This is a genomic window from Halobacillus sp. ABR2_026 (assembly GCF_056158545.1).
This window is the reverse complement of record NZ_JBSWTM010000001.1, coordinates 2,057,785-2,079,375: the sequence shown is the minus strand read 5'-3', so window position 1 is coordinate 2,079,375 and position 21,591 is coordinate 2,057,785. Positions and strand designations below refer to the sequence as shown.

Annotated in this window: 23 protein-coding genes and 1 riboswitch; of the genes, 22 read left to right on the top strand and 1 reads right to left on the bottom strand. The window is 45.8% G+C overall.

The window, feature by feature from the left end:
• The first annotated feature begins 7 nt into the window (after window positions 1-7).
• The 7 genes from spoVAD to ACXADE_RS10725 all read left to right on the top strand — a co-directional run bounded on the left by spoVAD (window position 8) and on the right by ACXADE_RS10725 (window position 5,832).
• The gene (gene spoVAD, locus ACXADE_RS10755) at window positions 8-1,024 is read left to right on the top strand and encodes a stage V sporulation protein AD (RefSeq protein WP_474980466.1); all 1,017 of its coding nucleotides are present in this window, start codon (window positions 8-10) and stop codon (window positions 1,022-1,024) included.
• Window positions 1,021-1,371, top strand: coding sequence for a stage V sporulation protein AE (spoVAE, locus tag ACXADE_RS10750; protein WP_474980465.1), 351 nt, complete (start codon window positions 1,021-1,023; stop codon window positions 1,369-1,371). The genes spoVAD and spoVAE overlap by 4 nt, the downstream gene beginning before the upstream one ends.
• A gap of 24 nt (window positions 1,372-1,395) precedes the next feature.
• Window positions 1,396-2,865 (top strand): spore germination protein, encoded by a 1,470-nt coding sequence (locus tag ACXADE_RS10745; RefSeq protein ID WP_474980464.1) that lies wholly within the window; start codon window positions 1,396-1,398, stop codon window positions 2,863-2,865.
• 114 nt (window positions 2,866-2,979) lie between these two features.
• On the top strand, window positions 2,980-4,275 hold the full coding sequence (gene lysA, locus ACXADE_RS10740) for a diaminopimelate decarboxylase (protein WP_474980463.1): 1,296 nt from the start codon (window positions 2,980-2,982) through the stop codon (window positions 4,273-4,275).
• Between the two features lie 14 nt (window positions 4,276-4,289).
• A complete protein-coding gene (locus ACXADE_RS10735; protein WP_474980462.1) occupies window positions 4,290-4,724 on the top strand; it encodes a peptidylprolyl isomerase in 435 nt (144 codons plus the stop codon).
• Window positions 4,725-4,771: 47 nt separating this feature from the next.
• Window positions 4,772-5,200, top strand: a complete 429-nt coding sequence (locus ACXADE_RS10730) for a M50 family metallopeptidase (protein ID WP_474980461.1) — start codon at window positions 4,772-4,774, stop codon at window positions 5,198-5,200.
• A 266-nt stretch (window positions 5,201-5,466) separates the two neighbouring features.
• Window positions 5,467-5,832 (top strand): GNAT family N-acetyltransferase, encoded by a 366-nt coding sequence (locus ACXADE_RS10725; protein WP_474980460.1) that lies wholly within the window; start codon window positions 5,467-5,469, stop codon window positions 5,830-5,832.
• 54 nt (window positions 5,833-5,886) lie between these two features.
• On the opposite strand, the gene ACXADE_RS10720 is transcribed toward ACXADE_RS10725, so the two are convergent.
• The gene (locus ACXADE_RS10720; protein ID WP_474980459.1) at window positions 5,887-6,351 is read right to left on the bottom strand and encodes a DUF309 domain-containing protein; all 465 of its coding nucleotides are present in this window, start codon (window positions 6,349-6,351) and stop codon (window positions 5,887-5,889) included.
• 188 nt (window positions 6,352-6,539) lie between these two features.
• On the opposite strand from ACXADE_RS10720, the gene ACXADE_RS10715 reads away from it, so the two are divergent.
• The 15 genes from ACXADE_RS10715 (at window position 6,540) to ACXADE_RS10645 (ending at window position 21,529) form a co-directional block, all read left to right on the top strand.
• Entirely contained in the window at window positions 6,540-7,295 is a 756-nt protein-coding gene (locus ACXADE_RS10715) for a segregation/condensation protein A (RefSeq protein WP_474980458.1), read from the top strand.
• On the top strand, window positions 7,286-7,882 hold the full coding sequence (scpB, locus tag ACXADE_RS10710) for an SMC-Scp complex subunit ScpB (protein WP_474980457.1): 597 nt from the start codon (window positions 7,286-7,288) through the stop codon (window positions 7,880-7,882). The genes ACXADE_RS10715 and scpB overlap by 10 nt, the downstream gene beginning before the upstream one ends.
• Window positions 7,883-9,150: 1,268 nt before the next feature.
• Window positions 9,151-10,212 carry a D-alanyl-D-alanine carboxypeptidase family protein gene (locus ACXADE_RS10705; RefSeq protein WP_474982222.1) on the top strand — a complete coding sequence of 354 codons (1,062 nt, stop codon included), beginning with the start codon at window positions 9,151-9,153 and terminating at the stop codon, window positions 10,210-10,212.
• Window positions 10,200-10,790 (top strand): nucleoside recognition domain-containing protein, encoded by a 591-nt coding sequence (locus tag ACXADE_RS10700; protein ID WP_474980456.1) that lies wholly within the window; start codon window positions 10,200-10,202, stop codon window positions 10,788-10,790. Before ACXADE_RS10705 ends, ACXADE_RS10700 begins: the two co-directional genes overlap by 13 nt.
• Entirely contained in the window at window positions 10,787-11,302 is a 516-nt protein-coding gene (locus tag ACXADE_RS10695) for a spore maturation protein (RefSeq protein ID WP_474980455.1), read from the top strand. The genes ACXADE_RS10700 and ACXADE_RS10695 overlap by 4 nt, the downstream gene beginning before the upstream one ends.
• Window positions 11,303-11,441: 139 nt before the next feature.
• Entirely contained in the window at window positions 11,442-12,170 is a 729-nt protein-coding gene (locus ACXADE_RS10690; RefSeq protein ID WP_474982221.1) for a pseudouridine synthase, read from the top strand.
• 54 nt (window positions 12,171-12,224) lie between these two features.
• Window positions 12,225-12,776, top strand: a complete 552-nt coding sequence (gene resA, locus ACXADE_RS10685; protein WP_474980454.1) for a thiol-disulfide oxidoreductase ResA — start codon at window positions 12,225-12,227, stop codon at window positions 12,774-12,776.
• A 28-nt stretch (window positions 12,777-12,804) separates the two neighbouring features.
• Window positions 12,805-14,436, top strand: coding sequence for a cytochrome c biogenesis protein ResB (gene resB / locus ACXADE_RS10680; RefSeq protein ID WP_474980453.1), 1,632 nt, complete (start codon window positions 12,805-12,807; stop codon window positions 14,434-14,436).
• A 17-nt stretch (window positions 14,437-14,453) separates the two neighbouring features.
• A complete protein-coding gene (gene ccsB / locus ACXADE_RS10675) occupies window positions 14,454-15,641 on the top strand; it encodes a c-type cytochrome biogenesis protein CcsB (protein ID WP_474980452.1) in 1,188 nt (395 codons plus the stop codon).
• A 94-nt stretch (window positions 15,642-15,735) separates the two neighbouring features.
• On the top strand, window positions 15,736-16,452 hold the full coding sequence (locus tag ACXADE_RS10670; protein WP_474980451.1) for a response regulator transcription factor: 717 nt from the start codon (window positions 15,736-15,738) through the stop codon (window positions 16,450-16,452).
• Window positions 16,452-18,230: an ATP-binding protein gene (locus tag ACXADE_RS10665; RefSeq protein WP_474980450.1), complete on the top strand. Its 1,779-nt coding sequence runs from the start codon at window positions 16,452-16,454 to the stop codon at window positions 18,228-18,230. Before ACXADE_RS10670 ends, ACXADE_RS10665 begins: the two co-directional genes overlap by 1 nt.
• A 45-nt stretch (window positions 18,231-18,275) precedes the next feature.
• A riboswitch (cobalamin riboswitch) is annotated at window positions 18,276-18,456 on the top strand.
• A gap of 205 nt (window positions 18,457-18,661) precedes the next feature.
• On the top strand, window positions 18,662-19,063 hold the full coding sequence (locus ACXADE_RS10660) for a DUF4430 domain-containing protein (RefSeq protein WP_474980449.1): 402 nt from the start codon (window positions 18,662-18,664) through the stop codon (window positions 19,061-19,063).
• A gap of 5 nt (window positions 19,064-19,068) precedes the next feature.
• Complete coding sequence (locus ACXADE_RS10655; RefSeq protein ID WP_474980448.1) at window positions 19,069-19,581, top strand: ECF transporter S component; 513 nt, start codon at window positions 19,069-19,071, stop codon at window positions 19,579-19,581.
• A gap of 186 nt (window positions 19,582-19,767) precedes the next feature.
• A complete protein-coding gene (sigX, locus tag ACXADE_RS10650) occupies window positions 19,768-20,310 on the top strand; it encodes an RNA polymerase sigma factor SigX (protein WP_474980447.1) in 543 nt (180 codons plus the stop codon).
• Complete coding sequence (locus ACXADE_RS10645; protein WP_474980446.1) at window positions 20,297-21,529, top strand: hypothetical protein; 1,233 nt, start codon at window positions 20,297-20,299, stop codon at window positions 21,527-21,529. The genes sigX and ACXADE_RS10645 overlap by 14 nt, the downstream gene beginning before the upstream one ends.
• Window positions 21,530-21,591: the final 62 nt, after the last annotated feature.

The following is a 21,591-nucleotide window of genomic DNA, read 5'->3' as shown; positions in this document are numbered from 1 at the left end:
AAATGAAATGGCTAAAACTGGAACTCAATCCTGGACATTTACAGATCCAGTATATTTGCAATCGACCGGGACAGCTGTTGGGCCTATGGAAGGTGAAGGACCGCTGAAAGAGACCTATGACATTGTTCATAAAGAACTTCATTGCGGAGAATCCAACTGGGAACTGGCCGAACGGAAGTTGATGACAGACGCGGTAAACAGCTGCCTGCAGAAAGCTGGCACAGATAAATCCAACATTGATTTGTTTCTCGCTGGCGATTTGTTGAATCAAAATGTAACGGGGAACTATGTGGCAAGACAGCTCGGTATGCCTGTCCTTGGAATGTTTGGCGCTTGCTCAACAAGTATGGAGACGCTCGCTACCGGTGCAGCTCTCGTTTCCTCCGGATACGCAAAGCAGGCACTCGTAGCTGTAAGTTCCCATAATTGTACAGCTGAGCGTCAGTTCCGCTATCCCACGGAATATGGCGGTCAAAAACCGAAAACAGCCACCTATACGGTCACAGGCAGTGGAGCAGCTCTTCTTTCAAAGACACCTTCTGATATCCAGGTAGAAGCAGCAACGATTGGAAAAGTGATGGATTACAGCATCAAAGACCCTTTCGACATGGGTTCAGCGATGGCACCTGCTGCATGGGGTACGATAAAAACGCATCTCGAAGATATGGGACGTGTTCCAGGAGATTACGATGTTATCGCCACTGGCGATTTATCCGCTGTAGGCACACCGATTCTCAGGGATTTAATGAAGCAGGATGGGTATGACATTAGTGATGTGCATAAAGATTGCGGATTGCTTGTTTATCACAGTGATCAGCCAGTTTTTGCGGGGGGAAGCGGTTGCGCATGTTCTGCAGTCGTCACTTACGGAAAAATCGTTCAGGATTTGAAGAAAGGAAAATACAAAAGGGTTTTGATTGTAGCGACCGGAGCTCTCATGAGCCCGATGATGCTTCAGCAGAAGGAATCGATTCCAGGAATCGCTCATGCTGTCGTTCTGACGAAAGGAGAAGGGATGTCATGACCTTTTTGTGGGCCTTTATCGTAGGCGGTGCCATTTGCGTCATCGGCCAGATTTTGTTGGATGTCTTTAAACTTACCCCTGCTCATGTCATGTCGTCTTTCGTTGTAGCGGGAGCTTTGCTCGATGCGTTCGACCTTTACGATAACCTGATAGAATTCGCGGGTGCAGGAGCGACTGTTCCGATTACAAGCTTCGGCCATTCCCTCTTGCATGGGGCTATGGAGCAGGCGGAGGAGCACGGAATTATCGGAATCGCCATCGGAATCTTCGAGCTTACATCAGCAGGGATCGCCTCGGCTATTTTGTTCGGTTTTATTGTAGCTGTCTTCTTTAAGCCGAAAGGATAAAAAGCAATCAAGGAGTGTTGGTTTATGCCTGTGCAGAAAAAAGAAACGCCCATCGTCATGAAGCTTGACCAAAATCGCAGGACGATGAACGAACGGATCGGCGTAGACCAGTCATTTGATGCTGGTTTCCGAACACTGACGCTGCTTGGAGTGGAAGTGAACTTCTATTATGTCACCGGTTTGGTGGAAACCCCGATTGTCGTTGAAGTAATGCGTCAGTTAATGGAAATGAATGACAATGAAGAACACGTCAATTCTGTATTCAAACAGATCAAAGATGAAATTCCTCACCAACAGGTTGAAACAACGGCTAATCTTGAGGACTGTATCACTCAGATGCTATCAGGGTTGATGGTCATTTTCGTCGACGGGGAAACAGAAGCGTTCATCGTCGATGTGAGGACCTATCCGGGAAGAACGCCTGAAGAGCCGGATACGGAAAAGGTCATTCGAGGTTCAAGGGATGGATACACCGAGAATATCATTGAGAATACAGCTCTTACGAGGCGCAGGATTCGTGATGAACGGTTGAGAAATGAAATTATGCAGGTAGGGAACCGGTCCAAAACGGATGTGTGTATTTCCTATATCAAAGATGTGGCGGACCCGGGTCTTGTCGAACGTCTGAAAAAAGAAATTCAGGACATAGATATTGATGGTTTGTCGATGGCGGATAAAAGTCTTGAAGAATACATTGTCAATCAAGGAAGAAATCCGTTCCCGCTTGTCCGTTATACCGAGCGCCCAGATGTTGTAGCCTCTCATTTGTTTGAAGGTCATGTCGTCATTATGACGGATACATCACCAAGTACGATCATTACGCCGACGACATACTTCCATCATGTCCAGCATGCTGAAGAATTCCGTCAATCTCCACCAGTAGGAACATTTGTGCGTTGGGTAAGGTTTTTCGGGATTTTCGCCTCCGTTTTTCTACTCCCGCTATGGATGCTGTTTGTCACGCAGCCGGATCTTCTGCCTGAACCATTAGCTTTTATCGGGCCGAACGAAGAGAGCAGTATACCGATCATTTTTCAAATCCTGATTGCGGATTTAGGGCTGGAGATGCTCAGAATCGCAGCCATCCACACGCCGACCCCGTTATCCACTGCAATGGGGCTGATCGCCGCCGTCCTGATTGGGCAGATTGCCATCGATGTCGGCATGTTCGTCCCGGAAGTTATTCTTTATGTCGCCGTTGCAGCCATTGGTTCGTACTCCACGCCGAGTTATGAATTGTCTGTGGCCAATAAAATGGCACGTGTTCTGTTTGTAATTCTAGTCGCGTTGTTCGGGATTAAAGGGTTGATGCTAGGTTTCTTAGCTTACGTTCTTCTATTGGCGAATACGAAATCATTGAACACGCCTTATTTGTGGCCGTTTCTTCCATTTAATGCGAAAGCAGCGGTGCAAATCATTCTCAGGCTCAGCATGCCCTCTCTAAAAGTACGGCCGAGTGTCGTTCACCCTCAGAACAATCATCGCCAGAAATAATCGTATTGCCCGTTCTTTAGCAATGTGATAAATTAAAATAAATCTTGAATGTCCTTTGTTTGCCAAGGGGCATTTTCTTTTTATCATTTCTTCGTTTAAAAAAGGTGGGTTACGATGAATCATACGATCAATGAACAAGGGCAGTTAATGATTGGGCAGGTGCCGGCGGCAGAACTGGCCGATCAATATGGGACCCCTCTTTATGTATATGATGTGGATCAAATCAGGCAAAAAGCCCGAGCTTTCGTGAAGACTTTCCAGGAAAATGATGTGCAGGCTCAAGTCGCTTATGCAAGCAAAGCTTTTTCTTCCGTAGCTATGCTGCAAGTGGCTAAACAGGAAGGGTTGAGTCTTGATGTCGTTTCAGAAGGGGAATTACATACGGCTCTTGAAGCAGGCTTTCCCGTAGAGAACATACACATGCACGGCAATAATAAGAGCATCCGGGAGCTGGAGATGGCTGTAGAATATGAAATCGGCTGTATCGTTGTCGACAACTTTTATGAAATCGAACTCCTTCAGGCTATTCTTGCTGAGCAAAAGAAAACGATGGACGTGCTGCTCCGTGTTACACCGGGTATTGAAGCTCATACCCATGATTATATTTTGACAGGGCAGGAAGATTCTAAATTTGGCTTTGATTTGAGCAGCGGCCAGGCAGAAGAGGCGTTCCTGAAAGTGAAGGATGATGAAAATATACAGATGGCCGGTCTTCATTGCCATATCGGCTCCCAAATCTTTGAGACAAATGGTTTTGAAATGGCAACGAGGAAACTTTTTACAACATTGATTGATTGGCGTGACCGGTATGCCTATGAAGCGGAGGTTCTCAATTTAGGGGGCGGTTTCGGTATCCAATATACGGAAGATGATGCTCCTCTTGAACTGGATCATTATGCCCGCGCGCTTATCCGTGAAGTGAAGGAACTTTCCTCACAGCATGAATACCCAATGCCTGAAATTTGGATTGAACCCGGGCGCTCGATTGTCGGCGAAGCGGGTACGACCATTTATACTATAGGCTCGATCAAGGAAGTTCCAGGTGTAAGGACCTATGTGTCTGTCGATGGGGGGATGACCGATAACATCCGGCCGGCCCTTTATCAGGCGAAATACGAAGCGGCCCTTACGGAAAAGATGGATCAAAAGGAAGAAAATGAATATTCCATAGCTGGAAAGTGCTGTGAATCAGGAGATATGCTAATATGGGATGTGGCGCTTCCTCAAGTGGAACATGGAGACAGACTTGCAGTTTTCAGCACGGGAGCGTATGGTTATGCTATGGCAAACAATTATAACCGCTTTCAAAAAGCGGCCGTGGTTTTCGTCGAAAATGGAAAGCATCAGCTTGTCGTACGCAGAGAGAGTTATCAGGAGATGACTCGGCACGATTTATCTTATGAAAAATGAGAGGGGTATGAGAAATGAAACAAGGTACAATTGAATTTGAAAATGGAGAAAAAATGGTGATCGAACTTTACGATGAAGCCGCTCCGAATACAGTAGAAAACTTTGAGAAACTGGCCAATGATGAATTTTATGATGGTTTGACTTTCCACCGTGTCATCCCTGACTTCGTCATCCAGGGCGGTTGTCCGGATGGCCGTGGGACAGGCGGTCCTGGATACACCATCAAGTGTGAGACAGAGGGTAACCCTCATAAACACGAGCGTGGAACTCTTTCCATGGCCCATGCTGGTAAAGATACAGGCGGCAGCCAGTTCTTCGTCTGCCACTCCCCTCAACCGCATTTGGACGGACGCCACACCGTGTTCGGTAAAGTGATCGAAGGTGTGGATACGGTAGACCGGGTTCGTGTCGGGGACGTCATGCAAAAGGTTCGTGTCGAAGATAAATAATCGTTAGACCCTTCATGATTGTCACACTGATCGAGCTGGTTTTATTCGTGGCACCCTTAAGCTTACTCATCCATGAGGCTGGTCACCTTATCCCTGGCCGTTTCTTCCGTGCGGATCAAAGCGTGCTGCACCTGGGCAGGGGGAAGGTGATCGGAAGATGGAAAGTCGCGAGAGTTTATGTATATATTCATCTGCTTTTCTTTCAAGGAGCTTATTCTCTGAACGAACGGAAGCCTCCTTTCAATGATTTTGAAAAAGTATGGATCAGTATCGGCGGCCCTGTATTCAATGGGTTGACAGCCGCTTTGCTGTACGTATGGTATAAGGACACCGGTGGTGATCTTCTGCGGCTATCCTTTCTTTTCAATACGTATCTTGCCGTCATCAACCTCATTCCGTTTACGATCAGAGGAAAGGGATCTGACGGGTATCATCTCTGGTCCATGGTGAAAAGGCGCTTGGACAGGCTTGAATAATCCCCCGCTATGCTATATTCTATAGAACGGGGCAAATCACGAAACACCGGGGGCAACGTATAATGAGAAAGAAAAACTGGATGCTGCTGACGTTTTTATCGTTGTTCAGCATCGGCTGGGGTTTATACTATTGGTTCGTCATCGTCATGTAAACTTGACAGGCAGAAATAAATAGACAATGATTGAAAGTAACCAATTTCTTTTTCGGTAGGTCTGGCGATCATCTGGAAATCTAGGAAAGTTATTTTCATAATTGAGGGGTTAATATGTTAATTCGATATAAAAAATCATTTGAAAAGATTGCGATGGGTTTGCTTTCTTTCATGCCTGAGGTTTCCGATGTGAGAACTCTTCAGGACATCATAAAGGAATACGATTCCAATCCGGATTGGAATCTATTTTTGTGGAAAGAGGAAGATATTCTCGGAGCGGTCGGTGTTCGCTTGGAAGACGGGAAAGCTGTCATCCAGCATGTATCCGTCAACCCTTCCCATCGGAATACTGGGATAGGCAGGCAGATGATCCACCGCGTCCGTGACCATTTCAAAGAGGAATGCCACGTGTGTGCGGACGTTGCCACAGAATCATTCATTGAGAAATGCGATGAAGAAAGTGCCTCTTCACAGTTATAAAGAAAAAGGAGGTGTCGTGGATCGACACCTCCTTTGTTACGTTTAAGGAAAAAATCAGCTTCTTCTCAATTTATGCTTGAAAACCAGGTATTCATCGTCCATATTGCTCGGGGATCCGTAAGCGACGCCCCATTGCTGACACAAATGATGCACTTCCCCGGACAGTTCTTGATCGGTAATCGGGAGGTTCCAGCTTCGATAAGCTGCCCCTATGTCCAGACGTTTTTGGAAGGCTTGAAGCTGACTCTCGAGACGTTCTCCGTCCAAACCGATCTCATCCAGATCGTTAGGATCGGGGAAATTTCTCAAACACCGCTTCACTAGGGTCTTGGCACCATTTTGGTTACCTCTCCGGTCATGATACATGGCTACAGCGATTTGGATGAGCCAAACCCATATGGAAGAGCGGTTCCGGGGCTCTGTGTCTTTCCAATAGTCTTCGAGAACTTCGTGGCACTCGAAATAATCCCTCGTTCCGTGAAAATGGGCGAGGAACTCAATATAAGCTTTAGGATACATATTAGATCCATTCCTTTGGTACAACCACTGCTCCTGTGGTTGTTGATGTACTCCATGATATCTCAATTATACCTCAATGTATGCCTGAGATCGAAAAAACAGCTCCCTCGGCTGAAATACGTGCTGTCCGAGCGGAACGATTTTTGATACCATAAGAAAAGACCAATGGAACGTAAAGGAAGATTGTTATGAAAAAAAGTTACCAAGTGAAAGTGGAAGGTTTCGAAGGGCCTCTTGATCTTCTTTTACATTTGATCAACCGATATGAAATAGACATTTATAATATTCCTGTCTCTCAAATAACAGATCAATACATGAATTATATCCATACGATGCAGGAACTTGAACTGGACCTTGCCAGTGAGTATCTCGTCATGGCTGCTACTCTGCTCGCTATGAAAAGTCAGATGCTCCTCCCGAACCAGAATATTGAAGATGAATTTGATGAAGAGGGCATGGAAGAGGACCCTCGAGAGGACTTAATGAGACGACTGATTGAGTACCGCAAATATAAACAGGCAGCTGAGGGATTGAAAGAAAAGGAACTCGATGCCAATCGCATTTACACACGCCCTCCATTGAATATGGAAGGCTGGGAAGACGAAATGCCGGAAGTCCGCCCGGGGGAAGCATCCGTTTATGATATGATCCAGGCGATGGGGAACTTGCTGAAAAGGGCCAAAACCGAAAAGCCACAGGAAGCGAAAGTCCGGAAAGATGAAATTCCGATTCAGATGAGGATGGAAGAAATCCTCGGGAAAATCGAAGTCGGATCAGGTGGTACTCCTTTTCATCGGTTATTTGAGCAACGTACACGCCCGCATATCGTCGTTACTTTCATCGCCTTGCTGGAGTTGATGAAAAGCAACGACATCGTGTGTGTCCAACAACAACATTTTGATGAACTAATCGTATACAAGACGGAGGATGCACCATGGAGTTAGAAGAATATAAAGCCATTACCGAAGGCCTGCTTTTTGCTGCGGGGGAAGAAGGAATCACAAAAAAGAAGCTGACGGATTTACTGGAACTGGATACAAAGACCGTAAAAGCATTGCTTACAGAGATGATGACCGAATATGAATCAACACATAGAGGTTTGACAATTATGGAGTCGCAAGGGACACTGCATTTGACGACCAAACCTGAGCACGCTTCCTACTATAAGCGGCTCCTGGATTCACCAGGGTCTACAAGGCTCTCCCAGGCTGCTCTAGAGACGCTGGCCATCATCGCCTATCAGCAGCCGATCACAAGAATTGAGGTCGATGATCTGCGCGGTGTTAAAAGTGACCGTGCCATCCAGACCCTGGTTAATAGAGGGTTGATCGAAGAAAAAGGACGGAAAGACGCCATCGGCCGGCCAATATTGTATGGAACGACCAAAGATTTTCTTATTTATTTTGGTTTGACCTCAATCGAAGAACTTCCGCCTTTATCCGAGCTCAAGCAGGGAGAGGGCGAAGAAGGAGATCCGGACCTTTTCTTTGAAAAATTCAATGATGATGAAGATCCATTCAGTGATGAATAAAAAAGCTGTTCCTCTTCCGGGGAACAGCTTTTTTATTCTGTGGCTCTGTTAATGTTCAATATTGATATTTGCATCAACGGATGGAAGTGACAATGAACGGTAGGCTGGTAAAAGGGAATATATTTCTAAGTGTCGAAACCTTTAGATGTCCTTTCACGATTCAACCATTGAATCTTGTTGGATTATTATTTCGAAACGGAGCCTTTCACTAAAGAGCATAAAGGCAGGATTGTTGAAGACTCCGATTCGAGATGGTTTGGGGTTCGTTATCGTGTTGAGTGCCAGGAGCGGCTGGGAAGCTACTCACTTTCCTGTGGGGGAGTGCCGAGCTTCCTCGGGCTACGCCCTGCGGGATTTCGCCGATCTCCTTTCTGCCACGGGAGTCTCCCAGCTTCCCACCCCCCCTATTCCAAGAGGGGGGAACAAACCCCTTTACCAACGTTGGATGGTCTTCTACTAACGTGATTGTTCTACGCAAGAAACGCTATGTATCAAGCTTTCTGTGTGCAAGTACCTCGGCTTGAAATAGGATCCTTATCATCTCATCAACTAGAATAGTTAATGATTCATGAAGGGGTTTCGAGACCGTGATCTAGCCAAGGGGCGGAGGGGGATGGCGAGACTCCTATCTTAAGTGTGCAGGCGCCTCGTTCAGCGGCGTATGGACTGGACTGGAGGAGATAAAGGAAACACGAAGAACGAAGGGATTCGATGTTGATTTATCGTACAGAAGCGAGGGAAGTCTCGCTAGGCGCAGAAACCGGATATCTACGAGGAAAAGAGTGCTTGGTGAGACCCCGCAAAGCGTAAGCCTGAGGAGGCTCACCGCGCTCCCGCGGAAAGCGAGTCATCCCTCGCAGCTCCTAACTACCACAAAAATCCCGAAACTGAATCCTCAAGAAAGGGAGCTTTCGTTGAATAAGCCAAATATAAAAAAAGGAACTTCTATAAAATTGGAAGTTCCTTTTTGCAGGAATATCAACACTAAACTTTAACAGAGCCATTCTGAAAAAAAGTTGTTGGTTTCCTGGAGAAATTCCACATTCCATCTCTTTGGGTTGAGTGGGTGTTTGGCCTCCGCAAACTGTTGTCCTGTTAATGATCTCTTATCGCAGGAGTCTCCCAGTAAAGGCTTTCCTGTTGGGAGTATTGATGCTGAACTTTAAAAGAGCCTTACTCATAAGCTTGTACGCTTTTGCATAAGTTGAAGCAAATGATGTGAATAGGAGGAAGTCCTCTTGAGAAGGTTCTTTTATGTGGCAGTGGCCATGACTTTACTACTTCCAATTTTTATGGTGGACCCCGTACAAGCGAATCCTAATCTATCGGTTTCTGCAGAGCGGGCCGTTTTAATGGATGCGGAATCCGGGCGGGTTTTATATGAAAAGAACGCCTATAATCCCACGTTGATTGCAAGCACGACAAAGATCATGACAGCCATCATCGCTATTGAATCCGGAATGATGGAAGAAAAAGTGAAGGTAAGTAAAAGGGCTGTCTATACCGAGGGGTCTTCCATTTATTTAACCGAAAAAGAAAAAATCCCTTTGAAGGATTTGGTGTATGGTTTGATGCTAAGATCAGGCAATGATTCTGCCGTCGCAATTGCCGAACATGTCGGCGGGAGTGTCGAAGGATTCGTACAGATGATGAATGAAAAAGCGGCCTGGCTCGGAATGAATAACAGCCATTTTGAAAACCCGCATGGATTGGATGGGGAAACCCATTACTCCAGTGCCTATGATCTTGGATTGTTGATGGCCTATTCGATGAAAAATGATACATTCCGTGAAGTGACAGGCAGTGAAATGTATCGTTCTGAAAATCGTGAGTATTCCTGGAAGAACAAAAATAAGATGCTCACTCAGTATTATGAACCGACAAATGGCGGGAAGACAGGATTTACCAAGGCGGCAGGAAGGACGCTGGTGACGAGTGCTGAAAAAGACGGGATGGAGCTCATTGCTGTCACTTTAAATGCTCCTGATGATTGGAATGACCACACGAATATGTTCGAATGGGGATTTGATCATTTTGAGACAGTGAAGCTGCAAAGCGAAGGAAGTGTCGAAGTGAATGGGCGTACCCTGTATATTCCAAGGGATATCTATTTTCCTCTTACTCTGTCTGAAAAGGAAGACCTTCACGCATCCTTTTATCGATATGATCAAGGAGCGGATACGAATTTGGCAGGAGTCACGTATTTCATGGTCGGAAACGAGCCTCTCGTAGAAGCGCCAGTTTGGAATGAGCGTCCTACCCGTTCTTTTTTCACTGAAGTGAAAGCTTTCTTGAACCGGATGGCGGGGGTTCAGCCATGGTCAACCTGATCTGGGCGTTCCTCGCCATTACAGGCATCGTTTATGCCGCCTTCAATGGGACGATGGAGGATGTAAACAAAGCGATATTTTCGACTTTGGATGAGGCGGTCATGATTACATTGAGCCTAGCAGGTGTTCTCATCTTCTGGCTCGGTCTTATGAAAATTGCAGAAGAGGCCGGACTGCTTGCTGGTCTTGCCAAATTATTCAGACCGATCGTGAAGCGAATTTTCCCCGAAGTTCCTGACGATCATCCAGCGCTTGGCTATATCCTTTCTAATATGACTGCAAACATGTTCGGGTTAGGAAATGCGGCGACACCTATGGGCTTGAAGGCGATGAAAGAATTGAAGGAATTGTCAGGGTCAGATAAAGCGAGCCGGTCGATGATTACTTTGTTAGCGATCAATACATCCTCTCTTACCCTTATTCCGACTACTGTTATCGCGATTAGAATGAAATATGGTTCTGAAGAGCCGACGTCCATTGTAGGGGCGACGATTCTAGCGACGATCATTTCTACCATTGCTGCATTATTGATTGACCGTTACTTCCATTACAAGAGGGAAAGGGCGATGCGTTTATGATCAGCATCTGGCTCATTCCATCCATCATTCTGCTCGTTCTGGTGACAGCCACTCTCAAAAAAGTTCCATCCTATGAAACATTTGTAGAAGGAAGCAAAGAAGGAATCCAAATTGCCATCAGTCTTCTTCCGTTCTTGTTAGGGATGATGGTTTCGATTGCCGTATTTCAGGCCTCCGGGGCTATGGGGGCTGTCGTGAAAGTGTTCGAGCCACTCCTGTCCCTTGTCGGTGCTCCGGCGGATATACTTCCTCTCGCCTTCATCCGGCCGATCTCAGGAACAGCAGCACTCAGTATGACCACAGAGTTGATTCGGACATTTGGACCGGACTCTTTCATCGGTCATCTCGCCTCAGTCATGCAGGGGAGTACGGATACGACGCTCTACATCATAACGGTCTATTTCGGAGCTGTGGGGATTAAGAGGATGGGGGATGCTTTGAAAGTTGGACTGATGGCGGACCTTGTTGGTATAATTGCCTCAATTGTTATTGTAATCATCCTATTTGGTTAATAGGATGGTTTTTTTGTTCAAATCTTTATAGAATGTGTATAATGTAGATGAACTGACGAGCCGCGCTTTGTGAGCGTGGCTCCGTTTCATGAAAAAATGAGTGATTTTAAAGAAAGTTGGTGACGGTCGTATGGCAGATATGGAACGACTACAAAAAGTGATCGCCCACGCAGGTGTTGCATCACGAAGAAAAGCAGAAAAAATGATCGTGGATGGTAAAGTGACCGTGAATGGAAAGGTCGTTACAGAGCTCGGAACGAAAGTAGGTAAAAATGATGATGTCGAAGTAGAAGGTGTACCGATTGATAAAGAAGCCCCTGTCTACTATTTGTTATATAAACCACGCGGAGTCATTTCAAGTGTGAGCGATGATAAAGGTCGTAAAGTTGTCACAGACTTTCTTCCGGAAGTCCAGGAACGGATCTTTCCGATCGGCCGTTTGGACTATGATACGTCCGGTTTGATCTTGTTGACGAATGACGGGGAGTTCGCGAACTTATTGATGCACCCGAGCCATGAAGTGGACAAAGTGTACATTGCCAAGACGAAAGGCATTCCTTCTCAGGAACAATTGAAACAGTTGAAGAAGGGAATGACGGTGGATGGAGAATATTTGAAGGCTGTCCATGCAAAGATCAATTCTACGGATTCGAAGAAAAATACAGCGATTGTACAGATCATTCTGCACGAAGGAAAGAACCGTCAAGTCCGACGCATGTTTGAATCTCTTGGCTATCCTGTCGATAAATTGAAGCGTGAACGTTACGGCTCTCTCGATCTGCATGGGATGAATGCAGGTGATTCTCGTCCTTTGAAACCTTTCGAAGTGAAACAATTGCGTGCCCTTGCTGAAAAAACTGTTGAATAACGTTCAAATTTATCCACTTCGATCAATGTTATAATGGTTTGGGAGTGAGTCAATATGAAGGAAAACACCTTGAAGAAAAAAAGAAAGCGCCTGGTTTTCCGAACCGCTATGCTTGCCGTCATGGTCGGGCTGGTCGTGTTCGCTCTAGTCGCTAACAACAAGGATGAGCAATCAGTCATCGCTAAAGGAGAAAAGGCACCTGACTTCCAATTGAAGAAATTCGGAACGGAAGAAACCGTCCAATTGAGCGATCTTAGAGGAAAGGGTGTCATGGTCAACTTTTGGGCTACGTATTGTAAGCCGTGTAAAGATGAAATGCCTTATATGGAAGAATTGTATCCGGAGTATAAAGAAAAAGGGGTCGAAATTCTTGCTGTCAACTTGGATTCTACGGAACTTGTTGTCGAGAATTTTGTGAACGAATACAATCTCTCTTTCCCTATTCTTCAGGATAAGAATGGACAGGTGATGGATCTTTATAACATCGGTCCGATTCCTTCTACGCTTTTCATCAATCCGGAAGGTGAAATTGAAGAACAGGTCATTGGCCCGCTTACGTTGGATAAGCTTGAAGGCCACCTGCAGGATATTTCACCCGAGGAATAGAGTCTACTTGACATTGTGAGGTTTTACTATGAAAGAGATTACCTGTGAATGTGGTCATGTGAACCCGGAAGGTACGGTCCTTTGTGAAGCCTGTGGAAAGCCGGTGGATCAAAACCAGCATATTGATGGCAATGATGGCAAACAACTCCTGAATATGCGTTATGATGGAAGTGCCCGCCGGTCACAAACCTATAACCGAACGATCGTGGATAAAATCTGGAATTTCTTTTCTTCAGTAAAAGTGGGGGTCACCCTCATATTCATTACGGTCGTGGCATCAGCCATCGGGACGATTTTTCCACAGGAAGAATTTATCAGGGGAGCGGATCCTGCCATTCATTATGAAGATCAGTATGGTCTGGCAGGGCAGATCTATTATCAACTAGGATTTCACGATCTGTTCAGTTCATGGTGGTACATGCTTTTACTTGCTCTCATTGGTGTATCCATCGTCATTGCATCCATTGACCGTTTCTTTCCCCTTTACAAAACATTGAAACGGCAGAAGCCGAAGCGCCATGAACTTTTCATGAAAAAGCAGCGTGTATTCGGGGAAACAAAAGCAGAAGCCATTGATTACGAGAAATTCAAAGCCAATTTAAAAAAGAGGCGCTTCAAGGTCCACGAACAAGAGGGACATGTGTTGGCGGAAAAGAACCGATTTGCCCGGTGGGGGCCTTATGTGAACCATATCGGTCTCATTATATTCCTTCTCGGTACTCTATTAAGGTTTCTCCCTGCGTTCCATGTCGATGAACACGTATGGGTGAGGGAAGGCGAGACGACACTGATCCCCGGCACTGAAGGGGAATACTATATCAAGAACGAGGCATTTACTCTAGAAACCTATGACAAAGATGATCCTGAGGATGCCAAATTCAAAGAAGCCATCGAAAACCAGGAAGGGGCCATTCCGAAAACATTCCGGACGGATGCAGTGATTTATCAGCGCACGAACCCGGATGTTGCTGGTGCTGAAGCGGAGCTCGAGCCGATCAAAGAGGGAGCCTCCACATTGAACAATCCTTTGAAGTTTGACGACTTTGCCTTGTATCAGGCGAGCTACCAGCTGGATGAATTCAAAGAGATGTCCTTTAAAATCCATGATAAGGAAGATGAGGATACGAACTATGGAGCGTTCACCGTTGATTTGACTGATCCTCAATCTACATATGAGCTCGATGGTGGGTTCCGAGTGGAAATCGTCAACTACTTCCCTGAATACGAAATGCAGGACGGGGAACCGGCTTCAGTTTCTAAATTTCCGAAAAACCCGGCGTTTGTATTTAACGTTTACCCACCTGGAGAAGACACAGCTGAAACGAGTTTCCTAGGGATTGGAGCGAATATAGATGCCGGGGATTCGAATCAGTACAAAATAGGCCTGACAGGTTTTGACACCCGGGACGTGACGGGTCTCACGGTCAAGAAGGATCACACCTTGTGGATCATATCGCTCGGTGGAGCTATCTTCATGATTGGTGTCATTCAGGGAATGTACTGGAACCACCGCAGAATCTGGCTGCAGCCAAGACCGGATGGAGCCTGGATTGCCGGACACACCAATAAAAACTGGTATGCCTTGAGAATGGATATTGAAAAATCCATTGAAGGCACTCATATCGATGCCCCTCAGGATCAGTATGAAATGAAATCATAGAGTCAGGAGGATGAAGGATGGATTGGACAGCCATTAGTGGCAATCTGCTCTACATTGCTTTTTTTACTTATTTAATTGCAACCTTCTTTTTCGGAGGAACCATTCGTGATAAGAAGAAGGGAAAGAGCCGTTTGGCAGGGAATATCGGAATTACGATCACAATCGTAGGGTTCCTTACACAAGTCGGTTATTTTATTACAAGATGGTTTGCCAGCGGTCATGCACCGATAAGTAATTTATTTGAATACACGACATTTTTCGGGATGATGCTGGTCTTTGCATTCATTGTTCTTTACTTTATTTACAGGGTTGATCTGTTGGGATTGTTCGCTTTGCCGATCGCTTTGCTGCTGATCGCTTTCGCCAGCATGTTCCCGACTGAAATATCCCCTCTTGTTCCATCGCTGCAGTCTCATTGGCTCTACATCCATGTAACGACTGCATCCCTTGGACAAGGGATATTATCTGTCAGTTTTGTGGCAGGTTTGATTTTCCTGATCAGTCAAGTGGATCAAAGCCGTCGTTCCAAACATACCATTTGGCTTGAGTTTGTCATCTATATCATCGCAGCTACTTTAGCGTTCATCATCGTTTCTTCAACGTTCAGCGCTATGAATTATGAGGCGACATTTGATGCACCAGTGGAAGGACAACAAGCGGAGATCACGTACGAAATGCCGGCCATTGCAGGTCCGTATGATGGTGTGATGATGAATGAAGAAGCGATGGCCCCTCTTTTTGAGGCACCAGAATGGATGCGTGGACAGGATGCCGCGAAGAAATTCAATACATTCTTATGGGCTCTGTTAGGTGGAGCAGTTCTTTATGGTGGAACGCGGTTGATCTTAAGAAAAAGGGTCGCGGCTGCTTTGCAACCGCTCCTTAATAAAAAGGTGAATCCTGAACTTGTCGATGAAGTTTCCTACCGTGCGGTTGCCATCGGATTCCCTGTGTTTACGCTTGGAGCCCTTATTTTCGCTATGATTTGGGCACAGCAGGCGTGGGATAGATTCTGGGGTTGGGACCCGAAAGAAGTATGGGCTTTGATTACCTTTTTCTTTTATGCTGCTTATCTTCACCTGCGCCTTTCCAGAGGATGGCAGGGGTTGAAGTCCGCCTGGCTGGCGGTTGGTGGCTTCGGAATCATCATGTTCAACTTGATCGCTGTCAACTTGATCATTTCAGGTTTACACTCTTATGCATAAGACACAACAGGCAGGCGGGACTCATGACTCGGCCTGCCCTTTGTTTAGAAATCAATTGAAAGCGTTCAATTTTTATTGATATGGAGGGTTTTATATGGATCAAGAAGCAAAGGTGCTCGTAGTGGATGATGAAGAACGAATCCGCAGGCTTATCCGCATGTATTTAGAGAGAGAAGATTACGTTATCGACGAGGCGGAAGATGGCGAAGAAGCTTTAGATAAAGCGATTCAGAACGATTATGATGTGATCCTGCTTGATTTAATGCTGCCGGGTAAAGACGGGATTGAGGTATGCAAGGAACTTCGTGAGAAGAAAGCCACCCCTGTCATCATGCTGACGGCAAAAGGGGAGGAAGCGAATCGTGTACAAGGGTTCGAAGTCGGAACCGATGACTATATCGTCAAACCTTTCAGTCCAAGAGAAGTGGTTCTGCGTGTGAAAGCGCTCCTGCGTCGCTCTTCATCTACAAAGTTTCTGGAAACGGAAACCTCGGCTCGGAATGTCATCGTTTTCCCACATATGACCATCGACAACGATGCCCACCGTGTAACAGCGGATGGTAAAGAAGTGGCCTTGACACCGAAAGAATACGAACTTCTTCACTATATGGCACAATCCCCGGACAAAGTTTTCGACCGGGAACAGTTATTGAAAGAAGTATGGCAGTATGAATTCTTCGGTGACCTCCGGACGGTGGATACCCATGTCAAACGTCTCCGTGAAAAGCTGAGTAAAGTATCAGCGGAAGCTGCAGGGATGATTGTTACGGTATGGGGCATCGGTTACAAGTTTGAGGTATCAGGTGACTGATGTTCTGGCGTAGTGTTGTTGGGAAATTATGGTTCACTATTCTGCTATTAGTCTGTTTTGTGCTGTTCATTTTGACGGTTCTCCTGTTGGAGTTCTTTCAAAATTATCATGTGCTGGAAGCGGAAAGGCACTTGCTCCAGACGGCAGACAGGATTTCGGATGTGGTGGACCGTTATGAAAAGGAAGAGGAGCTGCTGCTGTCGACGACAGCTCTCGTGAAAGACCCGGCCAGTCGAGCGGTCATCGTGAAAGGGGAAGGGGAGCCACTTGTATCAGAGAGTGATTCAGATGCGCTTCCGGTGCTCGACCAGTCTTGGTTTGAAAACGATCAAGATTTGGCGACGGTCGTTAGTGAAGGAGCCGATGTAAAAAAAGTCGCAGACTTAGGGGATGGGGAAACAGGGATCATGGTTGTCGGGACCCCATTAAACAATAAAGATGGAGCTGTTTATGTCTATCAATCCCTGGATACAATCGAAGAAACGTCTGAACAAACGACCAAGATCATATTCTTGGGAGCGGGTATTGCCATTGTATTGACGACGATCTTCGCTTTTTTCCTTTCCACTAGAATTACGGCTCCTCTGATAAAAATGAGAGAAGGAGCGCTTGAACTTGCTAAAGGGGAGTTCAATACGAAAATTCCGATTCGGACCCATGATGAAATCGGAGAGCTTGCCATGGCCTTCAACCGAATGGGCCGGGAGTTAAAATTCCACATCAATGCGTTAAATCAGGAAAAAGAACAACTATCCGGGATTTTGCGGTCGATGGCGGACGGTGTCATTACGTTTAACCGGAAAGGACATGTGCTGATTTCTAACCCTCCAGCGCAACAGTTCTTAGAGGCGTATATGTTCGATCAGAATGTTTCTCAGGATTCTGAAAACCAGGCATCGCTGCCCGAGCCGCTTCGGGAGTTGTTTGGAAAGGTCATCACAGATGAAGATGAATCGATGGTCGAGATGTCTCTCCAAGGAAGATCATGGGTTATCATCATGACCCCTTTATATGATAAAGAAAAAGTCCGCGGCGCTGTCGCTGTGTTGAGGGACATGACAGAAGAAAGACGGTTGAACAAATTGCGCAAGGATTTTATTGCCAACGTGTCACATGAACTTCGTACGCCTATTTCCATGCTTCAAGGATACAGTGAGGCGATTGTGGATGATATTGCGGAATCGAAGGAAGACAAAAACGAACTGGCCCAGATCATTCACGATGAATCTTTGAGAATCGGCCGGCTCGTTAATGAACTGTTGGATCTTGCCCGTATGGAAGCAGGGCATATCCAATTGAATGAAGAGTCTGTTGATGTGGAGGCGTTCTTGAATAGAATTGTCCGGAAATTCAGTGGTATCGCTAAAGAAAAAGAAGTGGAGCTTCATTTGGAGGTACTTGCGGAGTTTGGCAATCTAACCTTCGATCCTGACCGTATCGAACAGGTATTTACGAATCTGATTGATAATGCGATCCGTCATTCGGATCCTGGCAGTGAAGTACGTGTGATTCTTGAAAAAGATGATCATGACTGGGTCGCAAGTGTAAAAGATTCCGGCTTTGGCATCGCAGAAGAAGATCTTCCTTTTGTATTCGAACGTTTTTATAAAGCCGATAAATCCAGGAAACGGGAAAATAAAAATTACAAAAAAGGCACAGGTCTAGGCTTGGCGATTGCGAAAAATATCGTGGATGCCCACGAAGGAACGATCAGCGTTCATAGTAAATTGAGGGAAGGAACTACCTTTACATTCCGAATTCCATTCTCTCACAAATAATGTTGCTATATTCAAAAAATTGTTGTAATCTTATCTATGGAAACTTCATATGAAGAGGATTCAGGTGTCTGAAAAGACTTGATAGGGAATCTGGTGCAAAACCAGAACTGTCCTCGCAACTGTATGTGTAGACGAAAGGGAACATCCACTGTGTCTGTAGACATGGGAAGGATCCTGATTAGGATGACGCACAAGTCAGTAGACCTGCCTGATCCATTGTTTCAAAGCTTCGGGGATTGAGCGTTTGAGACAACCGATCGGTAGAACGTGGTTGATGCTTCTTATCCTTTCGATTGTCTTTAAGCCTGCCCTTTAGAGGGGCAGGCTTTTTTTCGTGATCGTCGTAAACCTTACTGAAGGAACCAACCGATTGTGGTCCTCAATCTCCTCTCCGCGAAGCCTGAAACACGAATAGTAAAGGAGAGGTTCTTATGAAAAAATGGTATTCCGTATTGGTGGCTTTGATTCTCTCAGCAGGTGTCCTTGTTGGGTGCGGATCTGAGGGAAGCAGTGAGTCAACGGCAACACAAGAAGAAGAAGTACAGGAAGTTACCGTAGATATGCAATTGTCTAAAAACAATGGGGAAGAAATAATTGCAGAAGATGAATTCACTGTCGAAGAAGGAACGACACTCATGGAAGTGATGGAAAACAATTATGAGGTCGAACAATCGGACGGATTCATCAACAGTATCGAAGGGATTGCCGGGGATCAGGAAGAGAAAATGGCATGGATGTACACCATTAACGGGGAAGAAGCGATGGTTGGTGCGAATGAATACGAAATTGAGGATGGAGACGAAATCGTTTTTGATTACAGTTCCTGGGAATAATCGAGATGAACACGTATAAACTTACGCTGATCGCGATGCTGGCATCACTCGCTGTTGCCGGAAGGATGGCGCTTGCTCATTTGCCGAATATCCAGCCGGTGACTGCTATCATCATCATTGCAGGCTTTTGGCTCGGCCCCGTTGCAGGAATTCTTATCGCCCTGCTCACTACGTTCGTTTCCAATGTTCTCTTGGGCATGGGGATTTGGACGATCTGGCAGATCATTGCATGGTCCATCATTGGTGTTTTTGCCGGGATTTTGGGAAAGTATTGGGCTAACATGCCGGTTTGGCTTTTATCCGTTTATGGGTTCTTCAGCGGGCTGCTGTTCGGCTTGATTCTTTCCTTGACGATGAGGGCTGTCGGACAACCGTTTTGGGCTTATTATCTGGCCGGACTGCCGATGGATATGAATCACGCCATCTCCAACACGGTGTTTATCCTTGTTCTTTCACCAGTACTCGGAAAACTATTCCAACGTTATGTTAAAAGGAACGCAATAATGAATGCATCTTAGCTGCCCATCCAGTGGGCAGTTTTTTTCTTTGGCGTTTTACTACATAGGAAATATTCAGGTGAAAGCGAAGGTAAGCGGATTCTTTTCTAAACGCGGTTCCTTTTTCTTTTTTTGCATATTAAGATAGAAGGTGTAACTTTTACTCTACATAAAACGACTACTATAATGACCCAGGAGGTACACCCATTGCGAACGTTCTTTGATGAACTATACGACAATTACCATCATGACCTTTTTCAATTCCTCATCTACATGGTCAAGGACCGCGGTCTTGCTGAAGATCTCGTCCAGGATGTGTATGTGAGAGTCATGAAATCATATGATTCATTCCATGGAAATAGCTCAGAGAAGACATGGCTGTTTTCTATAGCGAGACACGTGGCCATCGATTATTTCCGCAAACAGAAAAGAAAGAGAAACCGGATCATGGAATTCTTCGATTGGACAGAAAAGGGCGAACAACTTAAAGATCAAAACCAAATGCCGGAAGAGATTGCTGTCCAGAATGATGAAATCCGTGCCGTCTATAAAGCCCTGGACCAATGCACGGTGGATCAGCGCAGTGTGTTGATTTTCCGGTTCATCCAGGGAATGTCGATCAAAGAAACAGCAGAAATTCTTAGTTGGAGTGAGAGTAAAGTGAAAACGACCCAACACAGGGCCATGAAAGCCTTGAAAACGATTCTGGAAGAGATGGAAGAAGGGAGGGGACACCATGAAGAAGCCTAATGAAGAAGACATCCAAAAACGGTTGGAGAAACTGCCTGCAATGGAAGACCGTCAGTCTAAAGAACAGCTCTATCAAAGGGTCTCAGCACGTATTCAACCTTCGAAAAAGAAAGTGGCTCCTTGGTTGTTTCCCGGAATGGCTACTATTGCCGTGCTGCTTGTTCTCGCTGTATTCATCCCGGTCTTTTTTACGAACAATGGATGGATGTCGACGACCGAAGAGTCAGCGGACAGTACCCAGGAAGAAATGGCGGAATCTTCAGCGTCATCTGAAGAAAGTGACCCATCATCTGAATCGTCAACGGCTGACGATGGAGAAGAATCGAAGGAGATCGATCAGGCCGAATCAACGACTGAAGAAGAGCCACCTTCTTTAGAATCTGGAACGGAAAAGGATACAGATGAATCCGGGGCAGAACCTGCTGAACTTAAAGAGGATCAGGGAACGGATCTGGACTCGTATGTTGTTGCGGAAACGTTAGATCATCACACGACGCTCAGTTATCCGGGGAAGAATGCAGAAGTCGTCATTCCCACTTATCAACGTGATGATGAGACCCAAACTTTTGATCCTGCAACGTATGGTTTGACGGAAAGATTGGTTGAAGAACTCGAGTATGAAGTTGATGAGAATGAACGAACAGCGGTCGCCATTTTTCCTGATGAATTTAATGCAAGCGGCACAGCTATGGTTCAAATGATTGTTGAATCCATCCGGTGGGATTTAGAAGGATTCCCTTTGGATAAAATCACTTTACAAACGACATCCGGTGACCCAGTTCCTCTCGGGAATTATGGAGAAATGACAGATCTACCAGTCATCCAATCAGGGGAATACGTATACCACCTCTATCAAACGGAAGATTCGTCTAACCAGCTGCTGGCACCCGTTCCACTCAATGGTTCCCCTACCTTCCAAGAGGCTCTTTCTATGATGAAAGAGAAAGGCAGAGGGCTCCATTTGACTCCTGCTGTCCCTGAGCATGTACAGTTCACCTCGGTGACATCGGAGGGGGGAAGTGTGCAGATCAACCTGCAACATGGAGCCTGGGAAAGTGAACAACAGCTTCTCATGATGATGGAAGCGGTCATGGCTTCTGCCGGACAATTTGGGTTTGAAGAAGTTCAATTCAACGGCATCGATGTTCAGACGTTTTCCACGTACGACCTTGACAAACCGATCCCAGTCCCGGAAAAGGTAAATCCAATACAAAAATGATTGGTGGAGATCTCCCTGTAAGAAATAGCAGGGGGGTCTTTTTGATAGGATTGACCCTTCCC

Bases quoted from the DNA above. Each gene is read 5' to 3' on its own strand.
- spoVAD (WP_474980466.1), top strand. From the start codon at position 8: ATGGCTAAAACTGGAACTCAATCCTGGACATTTACAGATCCAGTATAT.
- spoVAE (WP_474980465.1), top strand. From the start codon at position 1,021: ATGACCTTTTTGTGGGCCTTTATCGTAGGCGGTGCCATTTGCGTCATC.
- ACXADE_RS10745 (WP_474980464.1), top strand. From the start codon at position 1,396: ATGCCTGTGCAGAAAAAAGAAACGCCCATCGTCATGAAGCTTGACCAA.
- lysA (WP_474980463.1), top strand. From the start codon at position 2,980: ATGAATCATACGATCAATGAACAAGGGCAGTTAATGATTGGGCAGGTG.
- ACXADE_RS10735 (WP_474980462.1), top strand. From the start codon at position 4,290: ATGAAACAAGGTACAATTGAATTTGAAAATGGAGAAAAAATGGTGATC.
- ACXADE_RS10725 (WP_474980460.1), top strand. From the start codon at position 5,467: ATGTTAATTCGATATAAAAAATCATTTGAAAAGATTGCGATGGGTTTG.
- ACXADE_RS10720 (WP_474980459.1), bottom strand. From the start codon at position 6,351: ATGTATCCTAAAGCTTATATTGAGTTCCTCGCCCATTTTCACGGAACG.
- ACXADE_RS10715 (WP_474980458.1), top strand. From the start codon at position 6,540: ATGAAAAAAAGTTACCAAGTGAAAGTGGAAGGTTTCGAAGGGCCTCTT.
- scpB (WP_474980457.1), top strand. From the start codon at position 7,286: ATGGAGTTAGAAGAATATAAAGCCATTACCGAAGGCCTGCTTTTTGCT.
- ACXADE_RS10705 (WP_474982222.1), top strand. From the start codon at position 9,151: ATGACTTTACTACTTCCAATTTTTATGGTGGACCCCGTACAAGCGAAT.
- ACXADE_RS10700 (WP_474980456.1), top strand. From the start codon at position 10,200: ATGGTCAACCTGATCTGGGCGTTCCTCGCCATTACAGGCATCGTTTAT.
- ACXADE_RS10695 (WP_474980455.1), top strand. From the start codon at position 10,787: ATGATCAGCATCTGGCTCATTCCATCCATCATTCTGCTCGTTCTGGTG.
- ACXADE_RS10690 (WP_474982221.1), top strand. From the start codon at position 11,442: ATGGAACGACTACAAAAAGTGATCGCCCACGCAGGTGTTGCATCACGA.
- resA (WP_474980454.1), top strand. From the start codon at position 12,225: ATGAAGGAAAACACCTTGAAGAAAAAAAGAAAGCGCCTGGTTTTCCGA.
- resB (WP_474980453.1), top strand. From the start codon at position 12,805: ATGAAAGAGATTACCTGTGAATGTGGTCATGTGAACCCGGAAGGTACG.
- ccsB (WP_474980452.1), top strand. From the start codon at position 14,454: ATGGATTGGACAGCCATTAGTGGCAATCTGCTCTACATTGCTTTTTTT.
- ACXADE_RS10670 (WP_474980451.1), top strand. From the start codon at position 15,736: ATGGATCAAGAAGCAAAGGTGCTCGTAGTGGATGATGAAGAACGAATC.
- ACXADE_RS10665 (WP_474980450.1), top strand. From the start codon at position 16,452: ATGTTCTGGCGTAGTGTTGTTGGGAAATTATGGTTCACTATTCTGCTA.
- ACXADE_RS10660 (WP_474980449.1), top strand. From the start codon at position 18,662: ATGAAAAAATGGTATTCCGTATTGGTGGCTTTGATTCTCTCAGCAGGT.
- ACXADE_RS10655 (WP_474980448.1), top strand. From the start codon at position 19,069: ATGAACACGTATAAACTTACGCTGATCGCGATGCTGGCATCACTCGCT.
- ACXADE_RS10645 (WP_474980446.1), top strand. From the start codon at position 20,297: ATGAAGAAGCCTAATGAAGAAGACATCCAAAAACGGTTGGAGAAACTG.